The sequence below is a fragment of the Streptomyces cyaneochromogenes genome, assembly GCF_003963535.1.
In the GTDB taxonomy this organism is placed as follows: domain Bacteria; phylum Actinomycetota; class Actinomycetes; order Streptomycetales; family Streptomycetaceae; genus Streptomyces; species Streptomyces shaanxiensis.
This window is the reverse complement of record NZ_CP034539.1, coordinates 7,911,331-7,937,159: the sequence shown is the minus strand read 5'-3', so window position 1 is coordinate 7,937,159 and position 25,829 is coordinate 7,911,331. Positions and strand designations below refer to the sequence as shown.

Annotated in this window: 18 protein-coding genes, 1 tRNA gene and 1 pseudogene; 11 read left to right on the top strand and 9 right to left on the bottom strand. The window is 72.4% G+C overall.

Annotated features, from left to right (window positions below):
- The gene (locus tag EJ357_RS35940) at positions 1-744 is read left to right on the top strand and encodes a DUF4142 domain-containing protein (RefSeq protein ID WP_126395841.1); all 744 of its coding nucleotides are present in this window, start codon (positions 1-3) and stop codon (positions 742-744) included.
- A 96-nt stretch (positions 745-840) separates the two neighbouring features.
- On the opposite strand, the gene EJ357_RS35935 is transcribed toward EJ357_RS35940, so the two are convergent.
- Both EJ357_RS35935 and EJ357_RS35930 read right to left on the bottom strand, forming a co-directional pair.
- A complete protein-coding gene (locus EJ357_RS35935; protein ID WP_175647642.1) occupies positions 841-1,422 on the bottom strand; it encodes an Rv1733c family protein in 582 nt (193 codons plus the stop codon).
- A 180-nt stretch (positions 1,423-1,602) separates the two neighbouring features.
- The gene (locus tag EJ357_RS35930) at positions 1,603-2,367 is read right to left on the bottom strand and encodes a sugar isomerase domain-containing protein (RefSeq protein WP_126395840.1); all 765 of its coding nucleotides are present in this window, start codon (positions 2,365-2,367) and stop codon (positions 1,603-1,605) included.
- A gap of 182 nt (positions 2,368-2,549) precedes the next feature.
- On the opposite strand from EJ357_RS35930, the gene EJ357_RS35925 reads away from it, so the two are divergent.
- The 6 genes from EJ357_RS35925 to EJ357_RS35900 all read left to right on the top strand — a co-directional run bounded on the left by EJ357_RS35925 (position 2,550) and on the right by EJ357_RS35900 (position 11,946).
- Complete coding sequence (locus tag EJ357_RS35925) at positions 2,550-3,434, top strand: MurR/RpiR family transcriptional regulator (protein WP_126395839.1); 885 nt, start codon at positions 2,550-2,552, stop codon at positions 3,432-3,434.
- Between the two features lie 119 nt (positions 3,435-3,553).
- Positions 3,554-7,798, top strand: a complete 4,245-nt coding sequence (locus EJ357_RS35920) for a glycoside hydrolase family 38 N-terminal domain-containing protein (protein WP_126395838.1) — start codon at positions 3,554-3,556, stop codon at positions 7,796-7,798.
- Entirely contained in the window at positions 7,795-8,514 is a 720-nt protein-coding gene (locus tag EJ357_RS35915) for a peptidyl-prolyl cis-trans isomerase (RefSeq protein WP_126395837.1), read from the top strand. Before EJ357_RS35920 ends, EJ357_RS35915 begins: the two co-directional genes overlap by 4 nt.
- A gap of 152 nt (positions 8,515-8,666) precedes the next feature.
- Positions 8,667-10,037, top strand: coding sequence for an extracellular solute-binding protein (locus EJ357_RS35910; protein ID WP_175647641.1), 1,371 nt, complete (start codon positions 8,667-8,669; stop codon positions 10,035-10,037).
- 2 nt (positions 10,038-10,039) lie between these two features.
- The gene (locus tag EJ357_RS35905; RefSeq protein ID WP_126395836.1) at positions 10,040-11,071 is read left to right on the top strand and encodes a carbohydrate ABC transporter permease; all 1,032 of its coding nucleotides are present in this window, start codon (positions 10,040-10,042) and stop codon (positions 11,069-11,071) included.
- Complete coding sequence (locus EJ357_RS35900) at positions 11,068-11,946, top strand: carbohydrate ABC transporter permease (protein WP_126395835.1); 879 nt, start codon at positions 11,068-11,070, stop codon at positions 11,944-11,946. The genes EJ357_RS35905 and EJ357_RS35900 overlap by 4 nt, the downstream gene beginning before the upstream one ends.
- Here EJ357_RS35900 and EJ357_RS35895 read toward each other — a convergent pair.
- Complete coding sequence (locus EJ357_RS35895; RefSeq protein WP_126395834.1) at positions 11,910-14,189, bottom strand: glycoside hydrolase family 3 N-terminal domain-containing protein; 2,280 nt, start codon at positions 14,187-14,189, stop codon at positions 11,910-11,912. The two genes, EJ357_RS35900 and EJ357_RS35895, sit on opposite strands and share 37 nt — an antisense overlap.
- 89 nt (positions 14,190-14,278) lie before the next feature.
- Positions 14,279-15,301, bottom strand: a complete 1,023-nt coding sequence (locus EJ357_RS35890; RefSeq protein WP_126395833.1) for an N-acetylglucosamine kinase — start codon at positions 15,299-15,301, stop codon at positions 14,279-14,281.
- Between the two features lie 8 nt (positions 15,302-15,309).
- Here EJ357_RS35890 and EJ357_RS35885 point away from each other — a divergent pair, with 8 nt between their 5' ends.
- On the top strand, positions 15,310-16,632 hold the full coding sequence (locus tag EJ357_RS35885; protein WP_126395832.1) for a glycoside hydrolase 5 family protein: 1,323 nt from the start codon (positions 15,310-15,312) through the stop codon (positions 16,630-16,632).
- 30 nt (positions 16,633-16,662) lie between these two features.
- Here EJ357_RS35885 and EJ357_RS35880 read toward each other — a convergent pair whose 3' ends face one another.
- Positions 16,663-18,162, bottom strand: a complete 1,500-nt coding sequence (locus tag EJ357_RS35880; protein ID WP_126395831.1) for a glycoside hydrolase family 3 N-terminal domain-containing protein — start codon at positions 18,160-18,162, stop codon at positions 16,663-16,665.
- A gap of 434 nt (positions 18,163-18,596) precedes the next feature.
- Here EJ357_RS35880 and EJ357_RS35870 point away from each other — a divergent pair.
- The 3 genes from EJ357_RS35870 to EJ357_RS35860 all read left to right on the top strand — a co-directional run bounded on the left by EJ357_RS35870 (position 18,597) and on the right by EJ357_RS35860 (position 22,225).
- Positions 18,597-18,668, top strand: a tRNA-Ser gene (locus EJ357_RS35870).
- A 3-nt stretch (positions 18,669-18,671) separates the two neighbouring features.
- Positions 18,672-20,999 carry a hypothetical protein gene (locus EJ357_RS35865; RefSeq protein WP_126395830.1) on the top strand — a complete coding sequence of 776 codons (2,328 nt, stop codon included), beginning with the start codon at positions 18,672-18,674 and terminating at the stop codon, positions 20,997-20,999.
- Positions 21,000-21,187: 188 nt separating this feature from the next.
- Positions 21,188-22,225 carry a lysylphosphatidylglycerol synthase transmembrane domain-containing protein gene (locus tag EJ357_RS35860; protein WP_126395829.1) on the top strand — a complete coding sequence of 346 codons (1,038 nt, stop codon included), beginning with the start codon at positions 21,188-21,190 and terminating at the stop codon, positions 22,223-22,225.
- 52 nt (positions 22,226-22,277) lie between these two features.
- Here EJ357_RS35860 and EJ357_RS35855 read toward each other — a convergent pair whose 3' ends face one another.
- The 4 genes and pseudogenes from EJ357_RS35855 to EJ357_RS35840 all read right to left on the bottom strand — a co-directional run.
- Positions 22,278-23,027, bottom strand: a complete 750-nt coding sequence (locus EJ357_RS35855; RefSeq protein WP_126395828.1) for a PP2C family protein-serine/threonine phosphatase — start codon at positions 23,025-23,027, stop codon at positions 22,278-22,280.
- 198 nt (positions 23,028-23,225) lie between these two features.
- A complete protein-coding gene (locus EJ357_RS35850; protein WP_126395827.1) occupies positions 23,226-24,239 on the bottom strand; it encodes a HEAT repeat domain-containing protein in 1,014 nt (337 codons plus the stop codon).
- Between the two features lie 36 nt (positions 24,240-24,275).
- Positions 24,276-24,884, bottom strand: coding sequence for a M12 family metallo-peptidase (locus EJ357_RS35845; protein ID WP_126395826.1), 609 nt, complete (start codon positions 24,882-24,884; stop codon positions 24,276-24,278).
- A gap of 147 nt (positions 24,885-25,031) precedes the next feature.
- Positions 25,032-25,241 (bottom strand): annotated as a pseudogene (locus EJ357_RS35840) (peptide-methionine (R)-S-oxide reductase); the annotation flags it as partial.
- Between the last annotated feature and the right edge of the window lie 588 nt (positions 25,242-25,829).

The following is a 25,829-nucleotide window of genomic DNA, read 5'->3' as shown; positions in this document are numbered from 1 at the left end:
ATGCCCGTCTCGCGCCGCATGGTAGGCACCGTCTTCGTGGGAGGCGCCCTCGTCCTCACCCTCTCCGCGCTCGCCTACCCCGCCATGCTGGGCGTGGAGAACACCTCCGCCAACCAGGACCGCATCATCGCCAACACCCGCTACGGCCCGCTGACCGAGGCCGACCGGGACTTCGTCGTCAAGGTCCGCGCGGCGGGTCTGTGGGAGCACCCGCTCGGGTTGATCTCGATGCGGAAGGGCACGACCGCGGCGATGAAGGAGGCCGGGGAGCACCTGGTCGTCGGGCACGGCCGACTCGACGAGACCTGCCGCAAGATCGCGCCCGAACTGGGCATCACCCTGCCCAACCAGGCGAGCCCGCAGCAGCAGCAGTTCGTGGCGACCGCGGACTCCAAGAGCGGCCAGGAGTTCGACGCCACGGCGACCGCCATCATGCGGGTGACCCATGGCCAGATCTTCCCCGTGGTCGCGAAGATCCGGGCGAACACCCAGAACACGCTGGTCCGTCAGCTGGCCGACCAGGCGAACGACACCGTGCTCGACCACATGACGGTCCTGGAGAAGACCGGCCTGGTGAACTTCGACGCGAACAACTTCCAGCAGACCACCCCGCCGAAGCTCCCCAAGGACCAGACCACCCCGCCCCCGCCGCAGCCGGGCACCCCGGTCCTCGTCCTCAACATCCCGAAGGACCTGCAGGACCTCAACACCGCCTCCCCGGCCCCGAGCCCGTCGGCCGGCTGACGGAGCGGGAACGTCACACAGCGGTACGGCATCCCTCGCCACGGCTCGGTTCGGCTCGGCCGCGGCGACGGGTGCCGTGTCAGCCCGGCTTCCGGGTCAGCCCGTCTTCCATCCCCACGGGGTGTCCATCCGCTCCCACTCCGCGGCCCACTGCTCCATCCGCCGCCGCTCCAGCCCCAGCCGCACCAGCCAGGAGCACCCGACCACGACGCCGCCGGCCGCCCCCGCGGCCAGGACGCCACCGGCGATCGCGTGCAGCAGGATCTCGGTCTCGGACAGCGGCTGGTTGACGACGGCGCCGTTCCGGTCCGCCCACACGTCGACCTTGCTGCCCGCTTGCGACTTCGGCGGCACCCGTGCGTCGTCCGTGCGGATCGTGCCGTCGGGGTCGGTCCACCGGACCACGCCCCACACGAGATGGTCGGTGCCGACCCGCGAGGCCTCCGGTGCCTGCGCGTCCTTCACCAGTACGGCCGTCACCTTGCGGCTCTGGGCCCGCTGCTCCTCGGCGGAGTGCGTGACCGCGTCCGCCGCCACCATCCCCGCGAACAGCGCGCCGACCAGCGCGAACACCCACGCGCACAACACGACCCAGGCCTCGACGAGGTCACTGCGCCGCCTCAGTGGGCTGCGCCGCCACCGCCACAGCCGCACCCTCGGGCACTCCGACGCAGCCATGCCGACACCCCCTTGAGCACCGACGCACACACATCCAGTGTGCGCCCCCTACGGCAGCCTGGCTCCCGAACGGACCCGAACCGCGTCGGGCGCCACCGAGGAGCCGTTGCGGACAGGGGCCTATCCGCTGGCCGTGGCGCTGACGCCGGTACCCGTGGAGTGATCAGCGCGCCGCAGTGATCAACTGGCGGTGCGCCGGATCCGTCCGGCGTACCGCTTCTCCAGTTCCAGGTTGCCCTCGAAGCCGCCGGGCACATTGGCCGAGACGTACACCGGCGGGCGTTCCCCAGCGGCGATGAGCCGGGCGGAGGCCTCGGCCACGGCCATCTGGACGAGCAGCACGCCGGTCAGCGTGGACAGGGCGCAGACCGCGCCGCCCTCCGGGAGCTCCAGCAGCGCGTCACCGCGCGGGGCCCGGTTGTCGAGGACGACGTCGGCGAGGTCGGCGAGCTTCTTGCCGCTCGGGTGGCCGGCGGGGACGGCGCGGGTGTGGGTGAGGGAGGTGATGGCGAGGACGCGGTGGCCGTGCTCCTTGGCCCGCAGGGCCATCTCCACGATCACGTTGTTGACCCCGGAGTTGGAGATCACGACGAAGAGGTCCTGGGGGCGCGGTGCGGCGAGGTCGTAGATCCGGGCGGCGACTCCGGCGCGGCGCTCCAGGAGCGGGTCGTCGAGGACGCCCGGGGACTCGCCGCCGTACAGGACGAGGTCGGCGATGCTCAGCCGGTTCGTCGGGACCAGCCCGCCGGCCCGTCCGGCGAGTTCGAGGACGACGGCCTGGGAGTGCCCGGTGCCGAAGGCCTGGATCACGCCGTCCGCGCGCACACAGTCGGCGATCAGCCCCGCGGCGCGGGCCACGTCGCCCTGGGCGGACTCGGTCACGCGGTCGAGGACGGCCATGCTCTCGCGTGCGAAGCGCCGGGCGCTCACGGACTCGTCGGACACGCGTCACTCCCCACCGGTGGATTGAACCACCTCGTACTACCTCATCGATGAATCAATAAATCACACACCGGATGGTACGGGCAATGAGCCCGCCGGCTCCGTCCCGGCTCGCCCCCGCTCCGCCCCTGGCCCGGTCCTGGTATTCAAGCTGTGGGACAAACGGTGGCTGATACCTTCTTCCCATGCCCCCGACGGACGTCACCACACTGATCCGCACCGAACTGCCCCGGCTGGCCGGCTCCCTGCGGAAGGTCGGCGAGCTGATCCTGGAGGATCCGGCCGCCGTCACCCACTGCTCGGCCGCCGAGCTGGGCCGCCGCACCGGCACCTCCCAGGCGACGGTGACCCGCTTCTGCCGGGCCATCGGCCTCGACTCCTACCAGCATCTGCTGATCGAGCTGGCCCAGGAGCGCGGCCGGGGCGAGGTCTCCGACTGGGGCACCGCCGAGATCGGCCCGGACATCTCCCCCGACGACAGCCTCGAGCGGGTCGTCCAGGTGGTCGGCAGCGCGGATCTGCGCGCGATCCAGCAGACCATCGACCGGATCGACCTGGACGCGCTGGAGCGCGCGGCCCAGGCCCTGGCACGTGCCCGGCGTATCGACGTCTACGGCGTCGGCGGCAGCGGCGCGGTGGCGCAGGAGACGGAGACGCGGCTGTTCCGCATCGGCTGCCAGGTCCGCGGCTGGACCGAGGTGCACGGCGCGGCCACCTCGGCGGCCCTGCTCACCCCCGCCGACGTGGCCATAGGCATCTCCCACTCCGGTGCCACGCGCGAGACCCTCGAACCGTTCGAGATGGCCAAGGAGCGGGGCGCCACCACCATCGCCATCACCACCGACCCACGCTCACCCCTGGCCAAGGCCGCCGACATCCGGCTCATCTCGTCCACCTCGGAGACCAGCTTCCGCACGGGCAGCATCGGCGGCCGGCACTCCGTCCTGATGATCGTCGACTGCCTCTACGTCAGGGTCGGTCAGGTCTCCTACCAGCGCGCGAGCGCCTCGCTGGCACTGACCGACCACATCACGCCGCAGCACGCGGTGAAGTCGCGCCGGACGCGCTGAGCCCCTCCACCCCCGTCCGGGACTGCATGGATGAACCACCAAGGAAACACAGAGATGGTTGTTTGAACCAACTCCTCGGTGCCAGGATGGGGCTCCCCACGAGCACTCGTAGGAGCCCCATGCGCGTCATCTCTGTCGAGTCGACCGAGCTCTTCGTCGGCACCGAGGACCGTCCGCAGCAGGTGGTGGCCGTCGAGATCGGGCATGAACCCGGCCGGGCCGTCCGCCTCACCGTCGAGGGGCCGGGGGTCGGCGGCACCGCCGAGGCGACCACGGGAGACGACGGCACCGTACGGGCCGAGATACCGGTCACGACCGACCTCGCTCCCGGCGACGGCACGCATGTCAGGGTCACCGCCGCGGACGCCGAGGACCCGGCGCGAACCGCGGAGCACTCCGCCAGGTTCACGGCCGCCGAACCCGGCTGGACCATGTTCATGGTCAGCCACTTCCACTACGACCCGGTCTGGTGGAACACCCAGGGCGCCTACACCGAGACCTGGGACGTCGCCGACGACCCCGCCGGCACCGGCCTGCCCGCCCGCACCTTCGACTCGCGCGGCCAGTCCGGGACGAGCCTGGTCCGCGCCCACAGCGATCTGGCCCGGCGCGACCCGGCGTACACCTTCGTGCTCGCGGAGGTCGACTACCTCAAGCCCTACTGGGACGCCTTCCCGGAGGAACGCGCCTTCCTGCGCCAGCTGATCCGCACCGGCCGCGTCGAGATCATGGGCGGCACCTACAACGAGCCGAACACCAACCTCACCGGCGCCGAGGCGACCGTACGCAACGCGCTGTACGGCGACGGCTTCCAGCGCGGGATCATCGGGGCGTCCCCGGAGACGGCCTGGCAGCTGGACGCGTTCGGGCACGATCCGCAGTTCCCGGGGCTGATGGCGGACGCGGGGGTGAGCTCCAGTTCGTGGGCGCGCGGGCCCTTCCACCAGTGGGGGCCGACCCTCTCCGTGTTCGGCGAGGAGCCGCGGGACCCGAAGCGGATGCAGTTCCCGGCGGAGTTCGACTGGATCGCCCCGTCGGGGCGCGGCATCCTCACCGCCTACATGGTCAACCACTACGGCGCCGGCTGGGCGATCGACAACGCGCCCACGCTCCCCGAGGCGGAGGCGGCCGCGCTCAAGCTGTTCAAGGGGCTGAAGCAGGTCGCGCTCACCCGCAACGTCCTGCTCCCGGTCGGCGGTGACTACGCGCCGCCCTGCCGCTGGGTGATGGACATCCACCGGGGCTGGAACGCCCGGTACGTCTGGCCGCGCTTCGTCAGCGGCATCCCGAGGGACTTCTTCGCGGCCGTGCGGTCGGAACTGGAGGCGCAGGGCCGCAAGGCGTCGCCGCAGACGCGGGACATGAACCCGGTCTACACCGGCAAGGACGTCTCCTACATCGACACCAAGCAGGCCCAGCGCCACGGCGAGACCCTGCTCGCCGACGCGGAGGCCTGGGCGACACTCGCCTCGATGATCACCGCGCGCCCCTTCCCGGACGCGGCGCTCGACAAGGCCTGGCGGCAGCTGATCTACGGCGCCCATCACGACGCCATCACCGGCTCGGAGTCGGACCAGGTCTACATCGACCTGCTCACCGGCTGGCGGGAGCTGTACGACCTGGCGCGGACCGTGCACGCCGACGCGACCGACGCCCTTGCGCGCAAGGTGGCCCAACTACCGGGCGGAGCATCGGACTTGGTGGTCTTCAACGCGGCGACCTGGGAGCGGCGGGACGTTCTGGCGGTCGAGGACCCCGGGCTCGTCCCGCTCGACGACACCGGGCTGCCGCTGCCCGCCGTACGGGAGGACGGCGCACTCCGCGTCGTCGTACCGGAGGTGCCCGGCATGGGACTCAAGGCGCTCCCGCTCGCCGAGGGCAGCGTCCCCGAGTGGACGCACGCCGAAGGCGCCACCATCCGCAACGAGTTCTACGAGGTGACGGTCGACCCCGCGCGCGGAGGAGCGGTCAGCAGCCTGCGGGCGTTGGCGGAGGACGGCCGGGAACTGCTGCGCGCGGGCGACATCGGCAACGAACTGGTCGTGCAGGAGGAGTACTCCAGGCACCCGCGCTTCGGCGAGGGCCCCTGGCACCTCACACCGACCGGCACGACGGCCGCCCGCAGCCGCGACGTCACGGCCGACATCGATGTCGAGCACTCCCCCGCCGGATCACGTATCACCGTCCGCGCCGACCTCGGCCTGTTCCGCTACACCCAGCGACTCACGCTCTGGAAGGGCGTCGATCGCCTCGACCTCACCACCACCGTCGACGGCTACGACGGCGCCGACCGCCTGATCCGGGTCCGCTGGCCCTCCGACGTGCGCGGCGGGCTGCCGGTGCACGAGGTGGCCGACGCGGTGATCGGGCGTGGGTTCGGGTTCGTGGAGGTGGACAGCGAGCGGTTCCCGTGGACGCTGGACAACCCCGCCAACACCTGGTTCGGGCTGGGCTCCACCGCGCGGGTCGCGGTCTCCGACGGCTCCGGCCGTCCGCTCGGGGAACGGTCCATCGGTGTCGCCGAGTTGGTGTACTCCTCCTGGGACGACGCCGGCGAGCTGGGCACCGGGCTGGCGGCGGCCCTGGTGCGCGTGGGCGTGACGGCGACCTCGACGATCGCCGGTGGCCCGCGCTACGGCGACCTGGAGGTCGACTCCAACCTGCCCGACATCCGGATCGCGGTCGGCGCCCCCGAGCGCAACTCGCTGGTCGCCGAGGCCCTCGGCTGGGACCCGGCCGCCGGGCGCGAGTTGCGCCGACAGCTCGCCGAGCGGGGCGTGGCGGCCGTCTGGGTCGCGCCGCGGGCCTCGCTGCGCGAGGAGTGGGTGCCCGGCGCCGACCTGCGCGACCTGGAGCGGCTGCCGCTGCTCGTGGTGGCGGGCGCCCGGCCCGAGGACGACGCCAAGGCCGTGGACGCGCTGATCGCCGACCTGGACGACGCGGCCCTGCGGGCCACGGCGGCGGGCGGCGGGGAGGCGCTGCCGCCCGGCGACGCGTGGGACGGCCGCAGCTTCGCGGTCCTGAACCGCGGGACGCCGGGCTGCGTGGTGACGTCGTCCGGCGACCTCTACATGTCCCTGATGCGCTCCTGCACCGGCTGGCCCTCCGGCATCTGGGTCGACCCGCCCCGGCGCACGGCCCCCGACGGGTCCGCCTTCCAGCTCCAGCGCTGGTCCCACACCTTCGAGTACGCCGTCGTCGCGGGCACGGGAGACTGGCGGGAGCTGCGGCTGCCCCAGGCCGGGCACGCGTTCAACCATCCGCTGACGGCGCGGCTGAGGGAGACGGCCGCCGAGGATGCCGTACTGCCCCGGAAGGCCGTGCTGTTGGGCCTCGACCCCGCCGGGGAGGTGCTGCTCGACGCACTCAAGCCGGTCGGGTCGCCCCTGGCGCGCGGGAGCGTGGCGGCGGCCGATCCCGGGCGCGGGGTCGTCGTACGGGTGCATGAGGTCAACGGGCGGCCGGTGCGGGCGCGGGTGCGCGGGCCTCGGGAGTGGACGGACGGTGCGCGGGCGGACGTACTGGAGCGGCGGGGCGAGCCGCTGACGCCCGCCGGCCAGGGCGCACTCGAACTCGACCTGACCGGCTTCGAGGTGACGACCCTGCTCGCCACGGCCGCCGAAACGCAGCCCTCACCCGGCCCCGGCATCGCCGCCCACGAACCGGCCCAGCCCGTCCGCACCCGCTACTGGCTCCACAACTGCGGCCCTGCCCCACGCGGCAACATGCCGGTCGCGGTGTACGTCTCCCCGACCACCCTCACCGTCTCCGACGGCCCGGTCACGGCAACGGTCCGGATCGGCTCGGAACTGACCGACGCGCCGGTGTCGGGCACGGCGACCCTGCACGTCCCGCCCGGCTGGTCCGTCGAACCGGCGGAGCTGCCGTACGCGCTGGGCCCAGGCGGCTTCACGGTCGCGGAGGCCACGGTGACCCCGCCGTCCGACCCCGATCCCGGCCGACACTGGCTCGCCGCCCGGCTGACGTACGGCGGGCAGACGTACGAGGACGTCGTGGCGCTGGATGTGGGGGACGGACACAAGGGTCCAACACTGGTGACACGGCTGGGAGTCGAACGGATCAGCGTACGACGCGGCGACCGGGCCCGCATCCCCGTGACCCTGCTCAACCCGACCCGGGGCCCGGTCAGCGGGACGCTCTGGGCGGTCTCCTCCTGGGGGACCTGGGCGGGCGTGACGCCGGCCTGCCAGGGCTTCACGGTGGCCGGCGGCGAGCAGGCGGAACGCGTGATCGAGGTGGACGGCGGGGCGGTGCCGCCGGGTTCGTACTGGCTGATGGCGAAGGTGGGCTGGCACGGGTGCGTGGCGTATACGGCGGCTGTGGAGCTGGAGGTGACGCCGTGAGGGAGCACGCCGCAGGGCCGAATCACGCGGCCCTGGTTCACGGCCAAGCCGTCGCCAAGGCCCGTGTCGACGCCCTCCTGACGGTCGTACCTCCCCTCGACCGCGCGGCCCGCCCCGAGGCGCTCGCACGGGCCGAGCGGCAGCGGCGGCGGTGGGCGACGCAGGTGGTGGTGATCGACGAACTCGCCCGGCGGGCCTGCACGGAACGCGGACTGCTCGACGCCGGTTCGGCAACGCCCCAAAGGGGCGCGGGCGGTGTCGATATGCGGCTCCGCCGCGTGGGCGCGACCAGCCACGACGGCGCCGCACACGACCCACAACCCAACGCGGCACTCCCCGCGGAGCGCGACGTCGCAGACCTCGGCAGCATCGTCGCCGCGGCCCTCGCCCACTCCCCCGCCGCCCGCGCCCTCCTCTCCGAACTGGAGGCAGAACAAGGCATCCCCGAAGCCGCGGCACGGGACTACTACGACCGCAACCGTGACCGCTTCCTCACCCCGCAGGCGCTCAGAAGCGGCGTCGACCCCTACCACGAAACCGCGGACGTCCTCCCGTACGAGCAGGTCCGCGAGGCGATCATCCGCGATCTGCGCCGCGCGGCGGGACGGCGGGCGTTCTTCGACTGGCTGGACCGCGCCCGGACGGGCGTGGTGTACGCCCCCGGACACGAACACCCCGGTGACCCCGCACACCAGGATCACGAACACCGGCACTGACCCGACCGGAACCCAAAAGCAACACGGCAGCCCATTGACCTCCGATGAATTGTGGTCCACATTTTCATCACCCGGAGCTGAAGTTGGTGAATTGAACCAGCCGCATTGACCCAGCCCCTTCCCTTGCCACTTGGTCGCAGGAGGCCCCCGACATGCGCGCAAGAAGACTGACCCGCACCCTGACCTGTATCGCGGCCCTGTCCCTCGCGGCCGCCGGCTGCGGCCTCTCCGGCGGCTCCGACGACGGCGACGCCACCGCCGGCGGCTGCAAGGTCGACAAGGCGAACGTCGGGTCCGGTGAGCTCTCCGGGGACGTCAAGGGCAGCATCACCTTCCAGACGACCAACTTGAAGAAGGACTTCGGCGACTACTTCAACGGCGTCATCGCCGCCTTCGAGAAGGAGCACCCGGACGCGAAGGTGAAGTGGATCGACGACCCGGGCGACGCCACCTTCACCCAGCGCCTGGTCGCCGACGCACAGGGCTGCACCCTGCCGGACGTCGTGAACATCAACGTCAACACGGCGATCGCGCTCACCAGGAACGGCTATCTGCTCGACCTGGACAAGAAGGCCCCGGACGCGGGCGAGCCGTTCGTCCCCGCGCTGTGGAAGTCGAGCCTGTACGCGGACGCCTCCGGCACCGAGGTGCACTCCGTGCTGCCCTGGTACTCCGGCGGCATCGTGCAGACCTTCAACACCGAGCTGATGAAGAAGGCGGGCCTGGACCCGGCCAAACCTCCGACGACCGTCCTCGGTCTGTTCGACGACGCCGAGAAGGTGGCCAGGGCCTCGGGCGGCAAGTACTACGCCTTCCTCGCCAACCCGCAGCTGCGCATCCCGGCCGACTGGCAGCAGATGGGCATCCAGATCTTCTCCGCCGACGGCAAGTCGTTCACCTTCGCCGACGATCCGAAGACCGTGCGGTGGGTCGAGGCCATGACCAAGCTGTACAAGGCCGGCGGGATGCCCCGGGACTCGCTCTCCTCCACGCAGGACCCGGCCAACGTCTACGGCCAGGCCAAGCTGGTCTACGGCCCCACCAACCCCAACTTCCTGCGGTTCATCCAGCAGAACAACCCGACCGTCTACAAGAAGACCGGCGTCGCCCGCTTCATGCTGGACGACCTCGGCCACACCGTCGGCGCCCCGCAGTACATAGGCACCGCCTCCACCAGCAAGAACGCGGTGACCGCACTCGCGTTCGCGCAGTTCCTGACCAACGCGAAGAACCAGCTGGAGTGGGCGAAGGACCCGAACGTGGTCATCTTCCCGTCGACCACGGCCTCCCTGGACGACCCGTTCTTCCAGTCGGTCAAGGGCACCGACCCCTTCGCCGAGGCCCGGAAGATCGTGGCCAGTGACCGAAAGACGGCGACCGCCGACGAAGTCGCCCTCACACCGGGCGAGTTGAACGCCATCTCGGCCCAGATCCAGCTGGCCATGCAGGGCAAGAAGAGCGCCGAGGACGCCCTCGAGGACGCCCAGTCCAAGGGCAACGAGTTGATCGAGCAGGGCAGCTGACGATGGCTCAGCACACCGTGGACCAGGCGCCCGTTCCCGCTCCCCTCGGGAAGGGCGCCCCCCGCCCCGGCTCCGTACCCGAACCGCCGGGGCGCCTGCGCCGCGCCCTCCGCTCCGTCACGCCCGGCCCGACGGCGGACGCGGGGGGCGCGGCGCTCTACCGCCGCTGGTGGCTGCCGTGGCTGTGGATGCTCCCGGCGATCGTCGGCACGACGGTCTTCGGGGTGTTCCCGTTCCTCAACACGATCCTGGTGTCCTTCACCGACGCCAAGCCGCTCGGCGGCGCGTACGACGTGGTGGGCCTGGACAACTACACCCGGATGCTGGGGGATTCCGACTTCTGGCTGGCGACCCGCAACAGCATCCTGTACGCCCTGATCGTCGTCCCCTTGATGGTCATGCTGCCGCTGCTGCTCGCGGTCCTGGTGGAGAAGAACCTCCCTGGCATCGGCTTCTTCCGCTCCGCCTTCTACACCCCCGTCCTCGCCTCCAGCGTGGTCGTGGGCCTGAGCTGGCAGTGGCTGCTGAGCGACCAGGGCCTGGTCAACACCTGGCTGCAGAAGGCGCACATCATCCGTGACGCCATCCCGTTCCTGTCCGACTCGTGGCTGATCCTGCTGTCGGCGATGGGCCTGACGGTGTGGAAAGGCCTCGGCTGGTACATGATCTTCTACCTGGCCGCGCTGGGGAACGTGCCCAAGGAGCTGCACGAGGCCGCCGCCGTGGACGGCGCGGGCGCGGTCCGCCGTTTCCGGCACATCACCGTGCCCGGCGTGCGCACCTCGATGATGCTGGTCGGCACCCTCACCGGCATCGGTTCGCTGCGCGTCTTCACCGAGATCTACATGCTGGGCGGGGCCACCGGCGGCCCCGGCGGCGCCGACCGCACGCTCCCCTTCTACATCCGGGACGTCGGCCTCGACCCGCTCACCGGCAACGCCGGCTACGGCGCGGCGGTCAGCGTCGCCCTGTTCGCCCTGACCCTGGGCCTCACGCTGCTCGCCCAGCGCCTGACGAAGGAGGACGAGGGATGACCACGGCCGTCGAGAAGAACCGGCGTCCGACCCCCCGCCGGCGGGACTACGGCCGTCCGCGCGAACTGGTCGTCCGCTACCTGCTGTTGGTGTTCGTCCTGTTCATCACCGTGGGCCCGCTGGCGTGGCAGGTGCTGTCGTCGCTCAAGGGCCCCACCGAGGACGTCTTCGGCGCGGGCGCCTCCCTCATCCCGCACCACCCCACCCTGCGGGCCTACAAGGAGGTCTTCGACCAGGTCCCGGTGTGGACGTACATCGGGAACAGCCTGTTCATCGCGGTCATCTCGATCACCAGCCAGCTCGTCTTCTCCACCATGGCGGGCTACATGCTCTCCAAGCCCGGCTGGAAGGGCCGCAAGCTGGTCTGGGTGCTGCTGATGGCGTCCATGATGTTCCCCTTCGAGTCGATCATGGTGTCGCTGTTCCTGAGCGTCCGGGACATGGGCCTGGTCGACAACCTCGTCGGCGTCTGGCTGCCCGGCTTCGTCGCCGCGATCAACGTCCTCATCATGCGCGCCGCGTTCCTCTCGGTGCCGCGCGAGATCGAGGACGCGGCGATGTTGGACGGCGCCGGCGAGTGGAAGAGGTTCCGCCACCTGTACCTGCCCTCCGCCTACGGCGCCATCCTGGTCGTCACCATCAACACCTTCATCAGCGCCTGGGACGACTTCCTGTGGCCGCTGATCGTGCTGCGCTCCGAGGAGCACTTCACGCTGACCCTGGGTCTGGCCCGGCTGCAGACGTCGTCGTTCGGGTACGACCAGCGGCTGGTGATGGCGGGGTCGGTGATCTCGGTGATTCCGGTGCTGGTGCTGTTCGTGATCACGCAGCGGTGGTTCTACAAGGGCGTCTCGTCGGGGGCCGTGAAGCTCTGAGTCGGTACGGCGGTCAGCGCCGCCCGTGCCGACTCGGCGACGCGGAACTCGACCACCGTGCCCCTGCCGGGCAGGTCGGCGCCGAGCGGGAACGTGACCGTACGGGTCTCGCCCGGCGCCAGGTCGACAGCCCGGAAACCGCACAGCTCCAGCGTGCGCGGCCACACCGGCGTCCGCAGCCGACGCAGATAGAGCTGGGCGACGGAACGGCCGTGCCGGTGGCCGGTGTTGGTGATGTCGACCTCGACTGTGTGCCCGGCCGGCCGCGGTGGGCCGTATTCGAAGCTCGTGTACGACAGCCCGTGCCCGAAGGAGTACAGCGGCTCCGCGCTTTCGTCGACGTAGCCGCCGTACTCCGTGTCCTTGTGGTTGTAGTAGACGGGGAGCTGGGCGGCCGAGCGGGGCACGGAGACCGGCAGACGGCCGACGGGTTCGGTGAGCCCGAGCAGCACCTCGGCGATGGCCTCGCCGCCCCACGGGCCGGGGTACCAGGCGGTGAGCAGTGCGCCCGCCGTGTCGGGCACGACGTGCGGGCGGCCCTGGATCAGTACGACGGCCGTCGGCGTGCCCGTGGCGGCCACGGCGGCCAGGAGCGCGTACTGGGCGCGGCCCAGCTCCAGCCCGGCCAGGTCGGCGCCCTCACCGCAGGTCATGTGCGAGACGGCGGTCCGCGCGGCCCCGTTGGCGTCGAACTCCGTGTCGGGCGTACGGGCGCTGCTGCCGCCCAGCACGAGCACGGCCAGGTCGGAGGCGGCGGCCGCGGCGACGGCCTCGGGGACGCCGGAGAGGTCGCCGCCGGTGAGCGCGCAGCCGGGGGCATGGCGGATGTCGACGCCGGGCGGGGCGAGGGTGCGCAGGGCGTCGAGGACGCTGGTGCCCGTGCCGGGGTGTCGCGGCGCTGTGTAGTCGCCCGACTGGTGGGCGACGGTGGCGGACTGGGGTCCGAGAACGGCGATACGGGAGACGGCCGCCGGTATGGGCAGGGTGCCGTCGTTGCGCAGGAGGGTGACCGCGGCCCGGGCGAGGGCGGTGCTGAGCTCCCTGCCCCGGGCCGGGAGGGGCGGCGCCGGTGCGCCCTGCCGGTCGAACAGTCCCAGCCGGAACTTCAGCCGCAGGACGCGGGCGACGGCGGCGTCGAGGACCTCCTCGGCCACCAGCCCCCTTACGACCGCCTCCGCCAGATGCGTGAAGCCCTCGTCCCAAAGGCTCAGATCCACACCGGAGTTGAGCGCGAGCGCCCCTGCGGAGACCTTGTCGCCCGTGATGCGCGCCAGCCGGTCGACGGCCAGCCCGTCCGCCATGACCAGCCCCTCGAACCCCCAGCTCTCCCTGAGGAGTTCGGTGAGCAGTGCGCGGTTGCCGGAGCAGGGCATCCCGTCGGCCTCGTTGTACGCGGCCATGACGGCGGCGGCCCCGGCGCGGATCCCGGCGCGGGCTGCGGGGAGGTGGATCTCGTGCAGTTCTCTCGGGCCCAGCTCGGACTCGGCGGAGTTGCGGCCGCCGACCGTGGCGCCCTGACCGGCGAAGTGCTTGAGGACGACGGGAGCCTTGTCGGCGGCGAAGCGGCCCGCGGGGGCGCCGTCGGGCTCGCCCTGCATGCCGCGCACCACGGCCTCCGTCAGCCGGGCCGCCAGGTACGGGTCCTCGCCGAAGCACTCCTCCGTACGTCCCCAGCGCGGGTCGCGGGCGATGTCGAGCGCCGAGACCAGGGCGACATGCCCGCCCCGGGCGCGCAGTTCGGCGGCGGCGTGCGCGGCGGCACGCTCGTACAGCTCGGGGTTCCAGGTGGCGCCGACGGCCAGGTTGACCGGGAGCACCGTGCCGTCGAGGGCCATGAGCCCGTGCGGCACCTCCTCGACGAACAGCGCCGGGATGCCCAGCCGGCTGCGCTCGACGACATGCCGCTGCACCAGGTCGGCGAGGGCCGCGGCGTCCCCGGCGCCGGGGCCGTTGCCGTGGTCGACGCCGGACCAGGCGTCGGCGCGCTGGAGTCCGTACAGGGCGCCGAGTCCTTCGAAGCGGTCGGTCTCGGCGTACAGGGCGTCGGTGAGTTCGAAGCCGCCGTCGGGGGTGCGGCGGTAGGCGTTCCAGCCGTACATGCGCTGGTTGAGCTGGCCGGCCTTCTCGCGCAGGGTCATCCGGGAGAGCAGGTCGCGGACGCGGGCCTCGACCGGCGCGGTGGGGTCGAGGTAGCGAGGGCGGTCGGCCGCGGGGGGCACGGCCGCGTGATCCGGAGTCGGCATGCGGCCGGTCCCTTTCTTGCGTTCGGTTCGTGCGGGCGGTGCGTGTGAGTGCTTCGTGGACGGGCAGCTGGTGCGGGCGGTTGGTGCGTTCAGACGGCGAGCCGCGCGAGTGCCACCGCTCCCCAGGAGCCGTCCGCCACCCAGTCGAGGGTGAGTCCGAGCGGCCGCAGCCGGACGGTGAGCGGCTCCGTGAGCGGGCCGTCGGGGCCGAGCAGGCCCCCCGTGGCGACGACCCGCTCGCCGGGCCGGGGTTCGAGGGCGCGGACATAGCCGGTGAGGTGGTCGGCGGCCGTGTCGAGGATCCTCGCGGCGACGGCGTCCTCGTGCCGGGCGGCCTCGGCGACCAGCGGTGCGAACTCGGCGAGCGCGACCGGCGAGCGCGCCATGACGGCGGGGAGCAGGTGCATGCGGTAGGCCTCGCGCCGGGCCCGCGTCCAGGATCCCGCGTCGTACGGCTCGTCGTACGGCCCCGGAGCCTCGCCGGGCAGGACGTCCTCCGGTACGCCCAGCGCCCGCCCGACCGACGCGGCCAGCGCCGTCGGTCCGCCCCGCCCATCGGCCATGCGCAGCGCCAGCCGCACCGCCTCGCGTCCGATCCAGAAGCCGCCGCCGTCGTCGCCGAGCAGCCAGCCGTCGCCGCCGGCGGTCGTGGTGCACGCACGCGAGGTGACGCGCGCCGCGACCGCGCCGGTGCCGGCCACCAGGGCGAGGCCGTCGGCGGGGTGGCCGGGCGCGGAGGCGAACGCGGCCTCGATGTCGCTGTGGATCTCGACCGAGTCGGTGCCGATGCCCAGCCGCCGCAGCGCGACGGTGAGCGCGGCGTGCGCCCTGACCCGGCCGGGCTCGTCCGGAGCGGTCCGGGAGGCTCCGGCGAACCCGCCCGCCACCGCCACGACCCGGCCGCGCAGCCCTTCCGGCACGGCGCCCGCGAGTGCCTCGAGGAGATGCTCGGTGAGCTGCGCACCCGGCACCGTCAGGGCGTTGCCCGGACCGCCGACGCCCTCGCCCTCGGGGCCGCCGTCGCGCACGGGCGCCAGGACGGCACGGGTACGGGTGCCTCCGGCGTCCAGGCCGACGACGTACGCCGAGGTTTGGTTCAAATCACTATTCATCGTTGCCCATGGTGGTTGATACATTCGCGGCAGACAAGAGACAGACGGCGGCCGAGGGACAGACGGCAGCCCAGCCAAGCCCAGAGCAGGCCCGGCCCGAGGAGGATCCCATCCACCCGCTCCGCTTCGGCGTCAACTACACGCCCCGCCACGGCTGGTTCCACTCCTGGCACGACTTCGACCCGGCACGCGCGCGTGCGGACCTGGACGCGATAGCCGGGCTCGGCCTCGACCACGTCCGCGTCTTCCACCTCTGGCCGCTGCTCCAGCCGAACCGCACCCTCGTCCGCACCGCCGCCGTCGACCAGCTGGCGCACCTCGTCGACCTGGCCGGCGAGGCCGGTCTCGACGTCATGGTGGACGGTGTGCAGGGCCATCTGTCGAGCTTCGACTTCTACCCGGAGTGGACCCGCAGCGGGCACCACCGCAACGTGTTCACGGACCCCGAGGCCATCGACGCCCAGGCCGCCCTCCTGCGCACGCTCGGCCGCGCCCTCGCGGGCCGCCCCCACCTCCTCGGCCTCCAACTCGGCAACGAGCTCAACAACCTGGTCGAGCACAACCCGGTGACGCCGGACGAGGTCGACCACTACCTCGACACCCTGCTGGCCGCCGCCCGGGACGGACTCGGCGAGAGCGGCGGCCTGGTCACGCACTCCGCGTACGACGCCGCCTGGTACGGCGACGACCACCCCTTCACCCCGCAGGCCTCCGCCCGCAAGGGCGACCTGACCACCGTCCACCCCTGGGTGTTCTCCGGCGACTGCGCCCGCCGCTACGGCCCGCGCTCCCCGCAGGTCGGGCACCTCGCGGAGTACGGCACCGAACTGGCCAAGGCGTACGCCACCGACCCCGCCCGCCCCGTCTGGGTCCAGGAGACGGGCGCTCCCGAACCGCACATCCCGGCCGCCGACGCCCCCGACTTCGCGCGCGCCACCGTACGGAACGCGGCCGGGTGCGCGGGGCTGTGGGGCGTGACCTGGTGGTGCTCGCACGACGTTGACCGGTCGCTGGCCGACTTCCCGGAACTGGAGTACACCCTGGGCCTGTTCGACTCCACGGGCCGCCCCAAGCCGATCGCCGAGGCCCTCGCCGAGACCGTCGCCGACCTGCGCGCCGCACCCCCCGCACCCGAGACCCGCGACACCGCCCTGGTCCTGGACTGCACGCCGGGCACGCGGTCGGTGTCCGGTCCGGGCGGGGCGTACTTCGAGGCGTGGATGCGGGCGCGGGCGGACGGCGGTCGGCCCGCTGTGGTCCTGGCCGGGCGGGCGGACGACGCGGAGTATTTGGCAGCGCGGGGGATCAAGGAGGTCGTACGGCCGTCCTGAGCGCCGTCGCCGTGACCCGGTTGGCGCGCCTCAGCCGTGGGCGACGCCCGCCACGACCTCGGCGACCGCCCGCAGGTTCACCCGGCCCCGCCCGTACGAGCACAGCGCCCCGCCCTCCGGCAGTCCCGTGTCCACTCGTACGGCGTCGGGCCTGCGGGCCAACAGGGCCTCCCGCAGCCGCAGTTGCCAGGGGTGCAGCCCGGCGTCGCAGGTGGCGACGACCAGCGGTGCGGTGCCGCAGCGGCGCAGGATTCCCTCGACCAGGGCGTCCGGGTCCGCGCCGCACTCCCCGGTCACGGCCGTCCCCGTCGCCGTGGGGTCGAGCGCGCGGACCTCGGTCAGCAGGTCCTCGCCGCCCCAGTTGAGCGCGGGGTGCGGCGGCGGGAACAGGTCGACGACGTGGGCGCCGCGCGCGGCGGGCGGTACGCCGCGGCCGCGTACGGCGCGACGGGCGGCCGTGAGACCGGCCCGCGTGTCCCAGCCGGCGACGTCGGCGGGCGGGGTGGCGTAGCGCGCGGCGAGCCGCCGCACCCGGCCCGCGGCCTCCTCGATCCGCTCCTGAGCCAGCACGCCGGTGCGCAGCGCGTCGAGCACCGCGTCCCGGCAGGCCAGCGTGACGTCCAGGTCCCCCACGGCGACGACGACCTGGTCGGCGCCGGCGGCGAGGGCGATGCGCGCGCCGGCCGCCTCGCCGTACTGGTCGGCTATGGCCCTCATCTCCAGCGCGTCGGTGACGAGGACGCCGTCGAAGCCGAGGTCGTGGCGGAGCAGGTCGCCCAGGACGCGGCGGCTGAGGGTGGCGGGGCGGTTGGGGTCGAGCGCCGGGAACACGACGTGGGCGCTCATCAGCATCGGCACGCCCACGGCGACGGCAGCGCGGAACGGTTCGAGGTCGGCGCGCAGTTCGTCGTACGACCGCGGGTCGACGGCCATGCCGTGGTGGCTGTCGGTGACGGTGCCGCCATGGCCGGGGAAGTGCTTGGCGCAGGAGGCTATGCCGCGGGCCTCGGTGGCGGTGATCCAGGCGCGCAGATGGCGGGCGGCGAGGTCGGGGTCGGCGCCGAAGGAGCGGGTCCGCACGATCGGGTTGTCCGGCCGGTGCTGGAGGTCGGCCACGGGGGCGTAGGAGGCGGTGATGCCGAGGCCGGCCAGGTGCCCGGCCAGCGCGTCGGCGCAGCGGGCGGTGAGGTTCGGGTCGTCGACGACGCCGAGGGCGTAGGAGCCGGGGACCTCGGGGGCGCCGGCGGCGACCAGGTGGCCGATGCCGCCGCCCTCGTTGTCGATGGCGACGAGAAGGTCGGGGCGGATGGCCCGCAGCTCGTCCGTGAGGCGCCGCACCTGCTCCGCGTCGCGGACGTTGCGGGTGAACAGGATGACCCCGCCGAGGCCGCGGTCGATGAGCTCCTTGAGGATGTCCGGCACGCTGGTGGCCCCGTCGAACCCGGCGACGAGACAGCGGTGGGCGGCTTCGTCCAGATCGACGGGGAGTGAGGTGGTCGACCCGAGGGGGACGTGCTCGAAGTGGCTCACCCCGGCAATGCTCTGGCTCGGTCAGCCGAAAGTCAACCGTCCGATGGTTGCCCGATTCAGCAGCTCGTCATGCGGACAGCTTCTTCGCCTTCCGCACGGCGTGGGCGAGCCGTTCGAGGACGGGCGCGTACCCGGCGTAGCTGTAGCGCTCCTCCATGGCCCAGGGCACGGCCTGGCCGGCCTTGACGGCGGGCAGCTGCCGCCAGGTCGCCTTCGCGGCGCATGCAGCGCGGCGGCGGTGCTGACGAAGGCGACGAGGGTTTCCGGTGTCTTGTCGAGCGTGACCGTACGCCCGCGTTCGTCCTTGATGGACCAGCGCCCGCCGCCGGTCCCACCACCCGCCTCGCCCGGGCCAAGGTCCCCCCACGCGGCAGCAGACCCGACGGAAATCCGGTTGTACGGTGATCATCCCGACGTCTACCGTCGACCTTCATCGGCGTGTAGCTCAGCAGCAGAGCACCGGGCTTGAGACCCGGAGGGCGCAGGGGCGGAACCTGCCACGCCGGCTTATGAACGACAACGCTGACCAGCAGCCCCTCACCGCGGCCCCGTCCTATGCGGCGGCCCAGCTCGCCAAGGCCTTCACGACCGCGCTGACCCACGAGGACGCCGACACCCGGCGCCGCGCCGAGGTGCGCGGGCAGCGCTGGCGTGCGGTCCTCGCGGGGATGGCGGCGGGCCGGCTGACGGTCGGTTCACGCACCCCCGTGGCCGGGCTTCCGGCCTGGGTGACCCCCGAAGTGGTGCGGGGCGGCTTCGCCACGGGCGCCGCGGGCGCGGGCGGCCCGCTCCAGCCGTACGAGACCGAGGCCGCGCGGAGTTTCGGGGTACCGGCCGAGCGGCGCGCGCTCTTCGCGCACTGCCTGACCGAGGGCGGACTCGCCTGGCTGTGGGCCCTGTTGGACAGCGGCCACTACGAGACCGGCGTGCCCGAGGAGGCCGCGCTGCTCACGATGGCCTGGCTGGTGCGGCACGGCGAGACGGACGCGGCGCTGGACCTCGCGGCGGAACTGGAGCCGTTCGCGGACCGGCTCCGCTTCCTGCCCCGCCCGGCGGACGGCCCCGCGCCGAAGGCCGGTACGGCGGACGCCGCCGCGGCCGTCCACCGGCTCACCGTCTCCGACGCCGTCGGCACGCTGGCACGCCGGCGGCCCAACGCGGCCATCGAGACCCAGCGCGAGGCACTCGCCGTATGGCAGCCGTTCGGCGACGAACTGCTCGCCCACTGGCTGCGGACCGCGCGGGACGGGCGGGTGCTCGAACTCACCCCGGACGCCCACTGGTTGGCACACGCGGCCGCTCTGCTGGAGCGCTACCGGCTGCTGGCCACTGAACACACCCGCTGCACCAAGCACCGCAGCCCGAAGCAGAACCTCGGCATTCTGCGCGGCGCGCTGGAGGAGACCGTCGCCGGCCGGCCGCTCGACGCGCGCCGGCTCGGCCTGCTGCGGCACGCCGTGGAGTCCATGGTGCGGCGGCGCGGCCTGCCGGGCTCCGCACCGCACACCGCCCTGCGCCGGAACCAGGCCGAGCAGGCGGCGCTCCCCTCCCACCACGCCCTGGCCCAACTGGTGCTGGGCCGGCTCGCCGGGCTGCCCCAGGAGACGGGCATCCCGGATGTCGCCCCCGTCGTCGCCGCGGTCACGCCGGAGGAGAGCCAGGAGACCGGCCTGCCCGCCGGGGCGGCGGTACCGCCCGCCGTCCGCCAGGTGGTCGAGGCCGCGCTCAGCGCGCCGCTCGGCACGCTCGTGGAGCGGGGCGTCGTCCCGTCCGCCGAGGTGCTGGCCGAGCTGGTACCGCAGCTGGTCGCCGCCACCACCGCGCAGGCATACCGCGACGAGTCCCTGCGGACGCTGATGGCCGCGAACTACCGGGCGTTCCGGGGCCGCCGCTCCCTGCTCCTGCTCAACCTGGAACACCAGGTGCGCGTCGAGGAACTGCCCTGGGTACGGGCGGTGTCCGGACAGCGCGCCGCGGTGCCGGGCAAGCCGGACGGCGAGGGTGCGCTCGGCGTACTGCGGCAGCTCGGCGAGCTGGCCGTGCAGGCCTTCCCCGGCACGATCCTGCCCAACCCGCTCGTCCGCGAACTCGGCGTGCTCGAGCGCCAGGCCGACCTGGGCGCCCCGTTCGTGGAGGAGCTGGCCGCCGACATCTTCATGGACACGTTCAGCCCGAAGTTCCTCAAGGCGGCGCGGATCGCGGGCGAGTTGCTCCGCGGCACGCTGTACGAGCGCTACTACGGCATCGACTACGCCGCGATCCGCAACCTGGCGATCACCGAGACCGGTGTCGCGCTCAGCCACTCCCGCGGTGCCCGTACGTCCCCCGGTTTCGCGCGGCTGTGCGCCGAGCGGGCCAGGGCGGCGTCCGGGGCCGGGGCCGGGTCCTGGTCCGTGGCGGCGAACGGCACGGTGATCGAGCAGGCGCAGATCCTCACCACGCACAACCTCGCCACGCTGGTCCACCGGGTGGGCATCGCCCCGCAGCCGGGCTGGGCCGACCTGGCGCGCCGCAGCTTCGACACCGTGTGCCGCCTGACCGCCCGCGTCCACCACAACCCGCGCCCCCTGGCCACCATCAAGGACGCGGCCTACGCCTGGCGCCAGACCCTGTTCCACCTGTCCCTCTGCCCGCCCGACGAACAGCTGCGGGTCATCGCGGGCCTGGACGAGCAGACGGCCCGCCACCCCGCCCACGTCACGACCCGGCTGGCGCCCGCGCTGGCGGGTCTGGTGCTGGTCGCGGAGGGCGGAAGCTTCGGCGCGGACGGGACGGCGGACGGGGGCCGTGCCCGGCGCCTGACCGGGTGGAGCACCGACGGGCACTGGATGCGGTGAGAGTGAAGGCGGGTGCGCGCGGGCAACATCCGTAGCAGGACCACGTCGCCCACCCGCCGACACCGCTTCCGCTCCCGGACACCACGGCGTCACGTCGAACGGGCACGTTTCCGACGTCCCCTCCTGCCTCGCCCTCTAGCCGTCCGCCCCGCGCCCGCGCGGGTAGGACGCGGAAGGACGACCGCGCTGTGTCCTCGCTCCCGCTCAGCGATCTCCCCGGACCGCTGCCCGCCCCGGCCGCCCCCGCTCCGGCCCGCTCCCCCTTCTCCCCCGCCCGCCCCACCCGCTTCTCCCCGGCGCGCCTCACCCGCCACGCGCTGACCCTGCTCCCGCTCCTGCTGATCGGTACCTGGGCGGCGGCCGACTGGCACACCTTCCGCGACGGGGCGGCCCGGCTCGCCTCCGCCGACCCGTGGTGGCTGCTCTGCGGCCTCTTCTTCACCTGCACGGGCTGGGTGGTCGCCGCGGTGGTCCGCCAGGGCGCCCTGCCGGAACGGCTGCCACCGGGCCCGCTGCTCGCGTCGCAGTTCGCGGCCGGCGCCGCCAACCACGTGCTGCCGGCGAGCATCGGCGCCCACGCCGTCACCCTGCGCTTCCTGCAGAACCAGGGCATACCCCTGGCCCGGGGCACCGCCTCGCTCGCCCTGTACTCGCTGGTCAAGCCGATCGCGAAGACGGCCGTCCTGCTCGGCTTCCTCGTGGCCTTCCCCGACCTGCTGCACCTGGGCGAACTCGTCCCGGACAGGCGGACGTTGCTGCTGGTGGCCGTCGGCGTGACAGCCGCCGTCGGCACGGCGGGCATCCTCGCGGCGGCCGTACGTCCGCTGCGCCGGCCCCTCGTCTGCTTCGTACGCACCGCCCTGACCGACGCCCGGATCCTGCACACCCGGCCCAGCCGCGTCCTCGCCCTCTGGGGCGGGGCGGCCGCCACCCCGCTGCTGCAGGCGAGCGTGATCGCCTCGGTCGGCTTCGCGCTCGGCCTGCCGCTGTCCTGGACGCAGGTGACCCTAGCCCTCCTCCTGGCCAGCACCGCCGTGGGCGCCGTGCCCGCACCGGGCGGCATCGGCCCCGTGGACGCGGCGCTGGTGTTCATGATGGTCACCTTCGGCGCGCCGGTGGGCCTCGCCGCGGCCACCGTCATCGGCTACCGCGTCCTGACGGTCTGGGTGCCCCTGCTGCCGGGCGCGCTGGTGCTGTCGATCATGGTCCAGCGCAAGATCCTCTGAGCCGGCGGCGCCACTCGCGCCTCGTGCGCCAACCGCCGCGAGTGCCCGCCCGCTACTCCTCCACCTCGACCCGCACCACCGCCACCGTGATGTTGTCGGGCCCGCCCGCCTCGATGGCGGCCTTCCACAGCTCGAAGGCCGCGCGACCGTCGTCGTGCTTGCGCAGGATCTCGTCCAGTACGTCCGTGGGGAGCGGGTCGGTCAGGCCGTCCGAGCAGATGAGGTAGCGCTCGCCCGGCGTCAGGGTCTCGGAGGTCACATGGGGGTGGACGGCGCGGAAGGTGGGCGAGCCGCCCAGGCACTGGGTGACGAGGGCCGTGGTCTGCCCGGCCGGGTGCGGCGGGCTGTCGTCGACGCTCAGCTGCCGCAGCCCGTCGGGGGAGGCCGCGAAGACCCGGCTGTCGCCCACGTTGAACACGCACAGCGAGCCGGACTGCACGACGACCCCGGCGACTGTCGTCCCCATGCCGACGAGGTCGGCTCCCTGCTCGGCGCCGGCGGCCTGGAACACGGCCCGGTTGCAGACGTTCAGTGCCTCCCGGACGGCGACCTCGCTGCTCAGCGCGGGCCCCAGGGACGCGATCTGCCGGACGACGAGAGCGCTGGCCACGTCCCCACCGGGATGTCCGCCGAGCCCGTCGGCCACGGCGACGACGAGGGGCGTGCCGAGCGGGAAGATCAGCGTCTGTGGATTCTCGGTCACGGTGGAGCACAGCGTCCACGGCCCGACGACGAGGCTGTCCTCGTTCCGCTCACGCAGCAGCCCCGGGTGGCTGATCGCACTCACAGCGACGTACGGCACGCAGCGACACCGCCTTCCCGCAGCCCCTGACCGCCGGGTCCGGACACCTCCTTCGAGTCTAGGAACACCCGCGTCAACCGTGCCAGCGCGACCGGAGTCCACTGCTGAGCACCCTCGCGCACGGGATGCCAGGACAGGCTGCCCTGGCATCCCTCGGTGCCGGTGTGCGTGGTGTGCGTCGTGCGCGGTGGGCCCTCGCTACAGGCCCTCGTCCTCGGCCACCTGCTCAGGCGCTGTCCCGGCGACCTTCCGCTGGGAGGAGACGCCGGAGATCTCCAGCTGTCCGCGGTCTAGCCTGATCCGCACGGACACCGCGGGCAGTCCGGGAGCCTGCACGGAGACCAGCTCGAAGACCGCTTCGTCACGCTCGACGGTGCCCTTGCCCAGGAGGAAGGGCTCGCCCTTCAGCCGGCTCACCATCGCCTCGACGCCGCCCTTGCCCGGATGGGTCAGCACCAGCAGCGAGGCGAAGGACTCGCCCGACGACTCCTTCCGCGCGGTGATCACCGCGGCGACGAGCGGCCGCGCGGTGAGCTGCGCGATGCCGTCCTTGCCGGTGATGCCACGCGGTACCAGCACCGTCAGCAGTTGGCGGCCGCACTGGATCTCGTAGGAGTCCTGATCCTCGCTCAACCAGGGCAGGTCGTGGCGCGCCGCGTTGAGGGACTCGCGCCTGCGGAACTGCCCCGCCGCCGTGGACCGGAACACCGAGGCGCCGGTGGCCTCGGGTCGCGGCTGAAGGCCTGCCTCGGGGAACTCCACCACCTGGTCGGCGAGACCATGGCGGTGGGCCAGGAGATTGGTCGCGAACCGCGCGACCTGACGGACCCGCTCATGGGAGGTGGAATCGACCAGCCCACGGACCGTGCCCACCTGCTCGGCGCCGCCCACACGTCCCAGGGCGGTGGCCACGGCGACGGCCACCGCGGAGTCCTGCTCGGGAGCTTCGCGGAGAGCATCGAGGATGTCCGGTACGGCCTCGCTCCCCCTGAGCCGCGCCAGAGAATGGATCACAAGAGCCTTGACCGGAGATTCGGTCCGCGAATTACGGAGGACGGCCTGAAGAGCCTCGCTCCGTTCCTGTTCGGATATCTCCAGCTCGGCCAGCAGATCGACTGCCAGAGAAGGAGGGATGCGTTCCACTCCACCGGTGGCAGCCTCCGACAGAAGGCTTTTCTGCCTGTCACGCTCGGGTATTTCAACCCGGACCATTTTTGGTCACCTTGCCGATCTGTTGCCGGTGGACGACTACTCGATGAAGCAGTGTCCCTTCATGGTGTTCCCCTGACTCGTGGAGAGATTCCCACCGTTCGGGACACTGGGGAACATGAGGTTGGTGGAGTCGTTGTTGAGATGAGGCAGCCCGAGGTAGTGGCCGATCTCATGGGCCAGAATGTGGCCGGTGATGCCGGGGATCAGTTCGACGACAGCGCCGTCCATCCCCTTGGCGTCCTTGTTGCAGGGGCCTCCGACCGGCGAGAGCCCGGCCACGGAGCCGACATAGGTCTTCACGAAGAAGACGTCGACGGCGTTGTTCTGCACCGTCCACTCGTCCGTGAGGGCGACCGCCTCGTCGTTGCTGTCGATCACATCCCGGCCGCCCGCGCGCGCCAACGGGATGATGTAGTGCTCCACACGGGCCAGCGTCACGCCGACCGAGGCGTACGTGGAGCGAGTGAAATTGACGGCTTTCAGAATCTCGGAGAGGTCGGAAGACGTGAAGTTTTCCGACCCCACACGGATCACATTGATGCTGATGCTCGGCATTCCTGGCCTCGCATTCTGCGGGATCACATTGATTCGACGTCCCGATGGGTATCCGTCGAGGATCCTGAAAGTAGCGCCAACCAGTGCCAACGTCCAGGGCGTACACAGTTTTTGAAAACCCTGCGGACACCAACTGTGCCGTAAGGAAACACTCCACCTGTCCGGCACCAAATCAAAGGAGCCGTTCCGTCTGCCGAACGGGGCGCGTCCAGGGGCACTTGGGCCCCTGGACGGACCTCAGCCCTCGTCCGCCGTCAACCGCAGCGAGATGCTGTTGATGCAGTACCGCTGATCGGTCGGCGTCGGGTACCCCTCGCCCTCGAAGACGTGCCCGAGGTGCGACCCGCACCGGGCGCACCGCACCTCGGTCCGCACCATGCCGTGCGAGCGGTCCTCGATGAGCTCCACCGCTTCGGTGTCCTTCGGGTCACAGAAGGACGGCCAGCCGCCCCTGGCCACGATCGAGGCTCTCGCCGCAGCACTTGCCGCCGATCACGGCCTGGTCACGCTGCTCACCTTTCCGCCCGCAGCCCACGAGCAACCATCGAGCGGAAACCTCCCTCTGACCTGGTGCAACACCAGCGGATGGCCTGGTGTGCCACCAGCGAACGGAGATCACGAAGAGACATTCCGGACAACATCCCAGGAGTCCTGACTCACCGCAGCCCCAACGGCCTGCCTCGCCGACCGCGCTGCGGGCCATGGGGGTGACCCGTGCGGACCGCAAATGCCGCATGCCCAGAAAGAACTTGATGCGCCACCGAATACAAACAGCCGTCCGTCTTGCTGCGTTCGGCGCGGCCACGGCGATCCTGCTGGCCTCGCCCGGCGTGGCATCAGCCACGTCCAGTCCTGCCGTACCGACTGCGACGCCGTCCGGCTCCTCCGGGGTTCCGGTCACCCTGGACGATGCCTCCCCCGCGCCGTCAGGCACCCCGTCCACGTCCGGGCCGACGGATGAGGCGAAGCAGGAAACCACTGCTCCGGCATCCCCTGCTCCCAGTTCTGAGGCGGGCCCCGCGAAGCCGGAGGCCC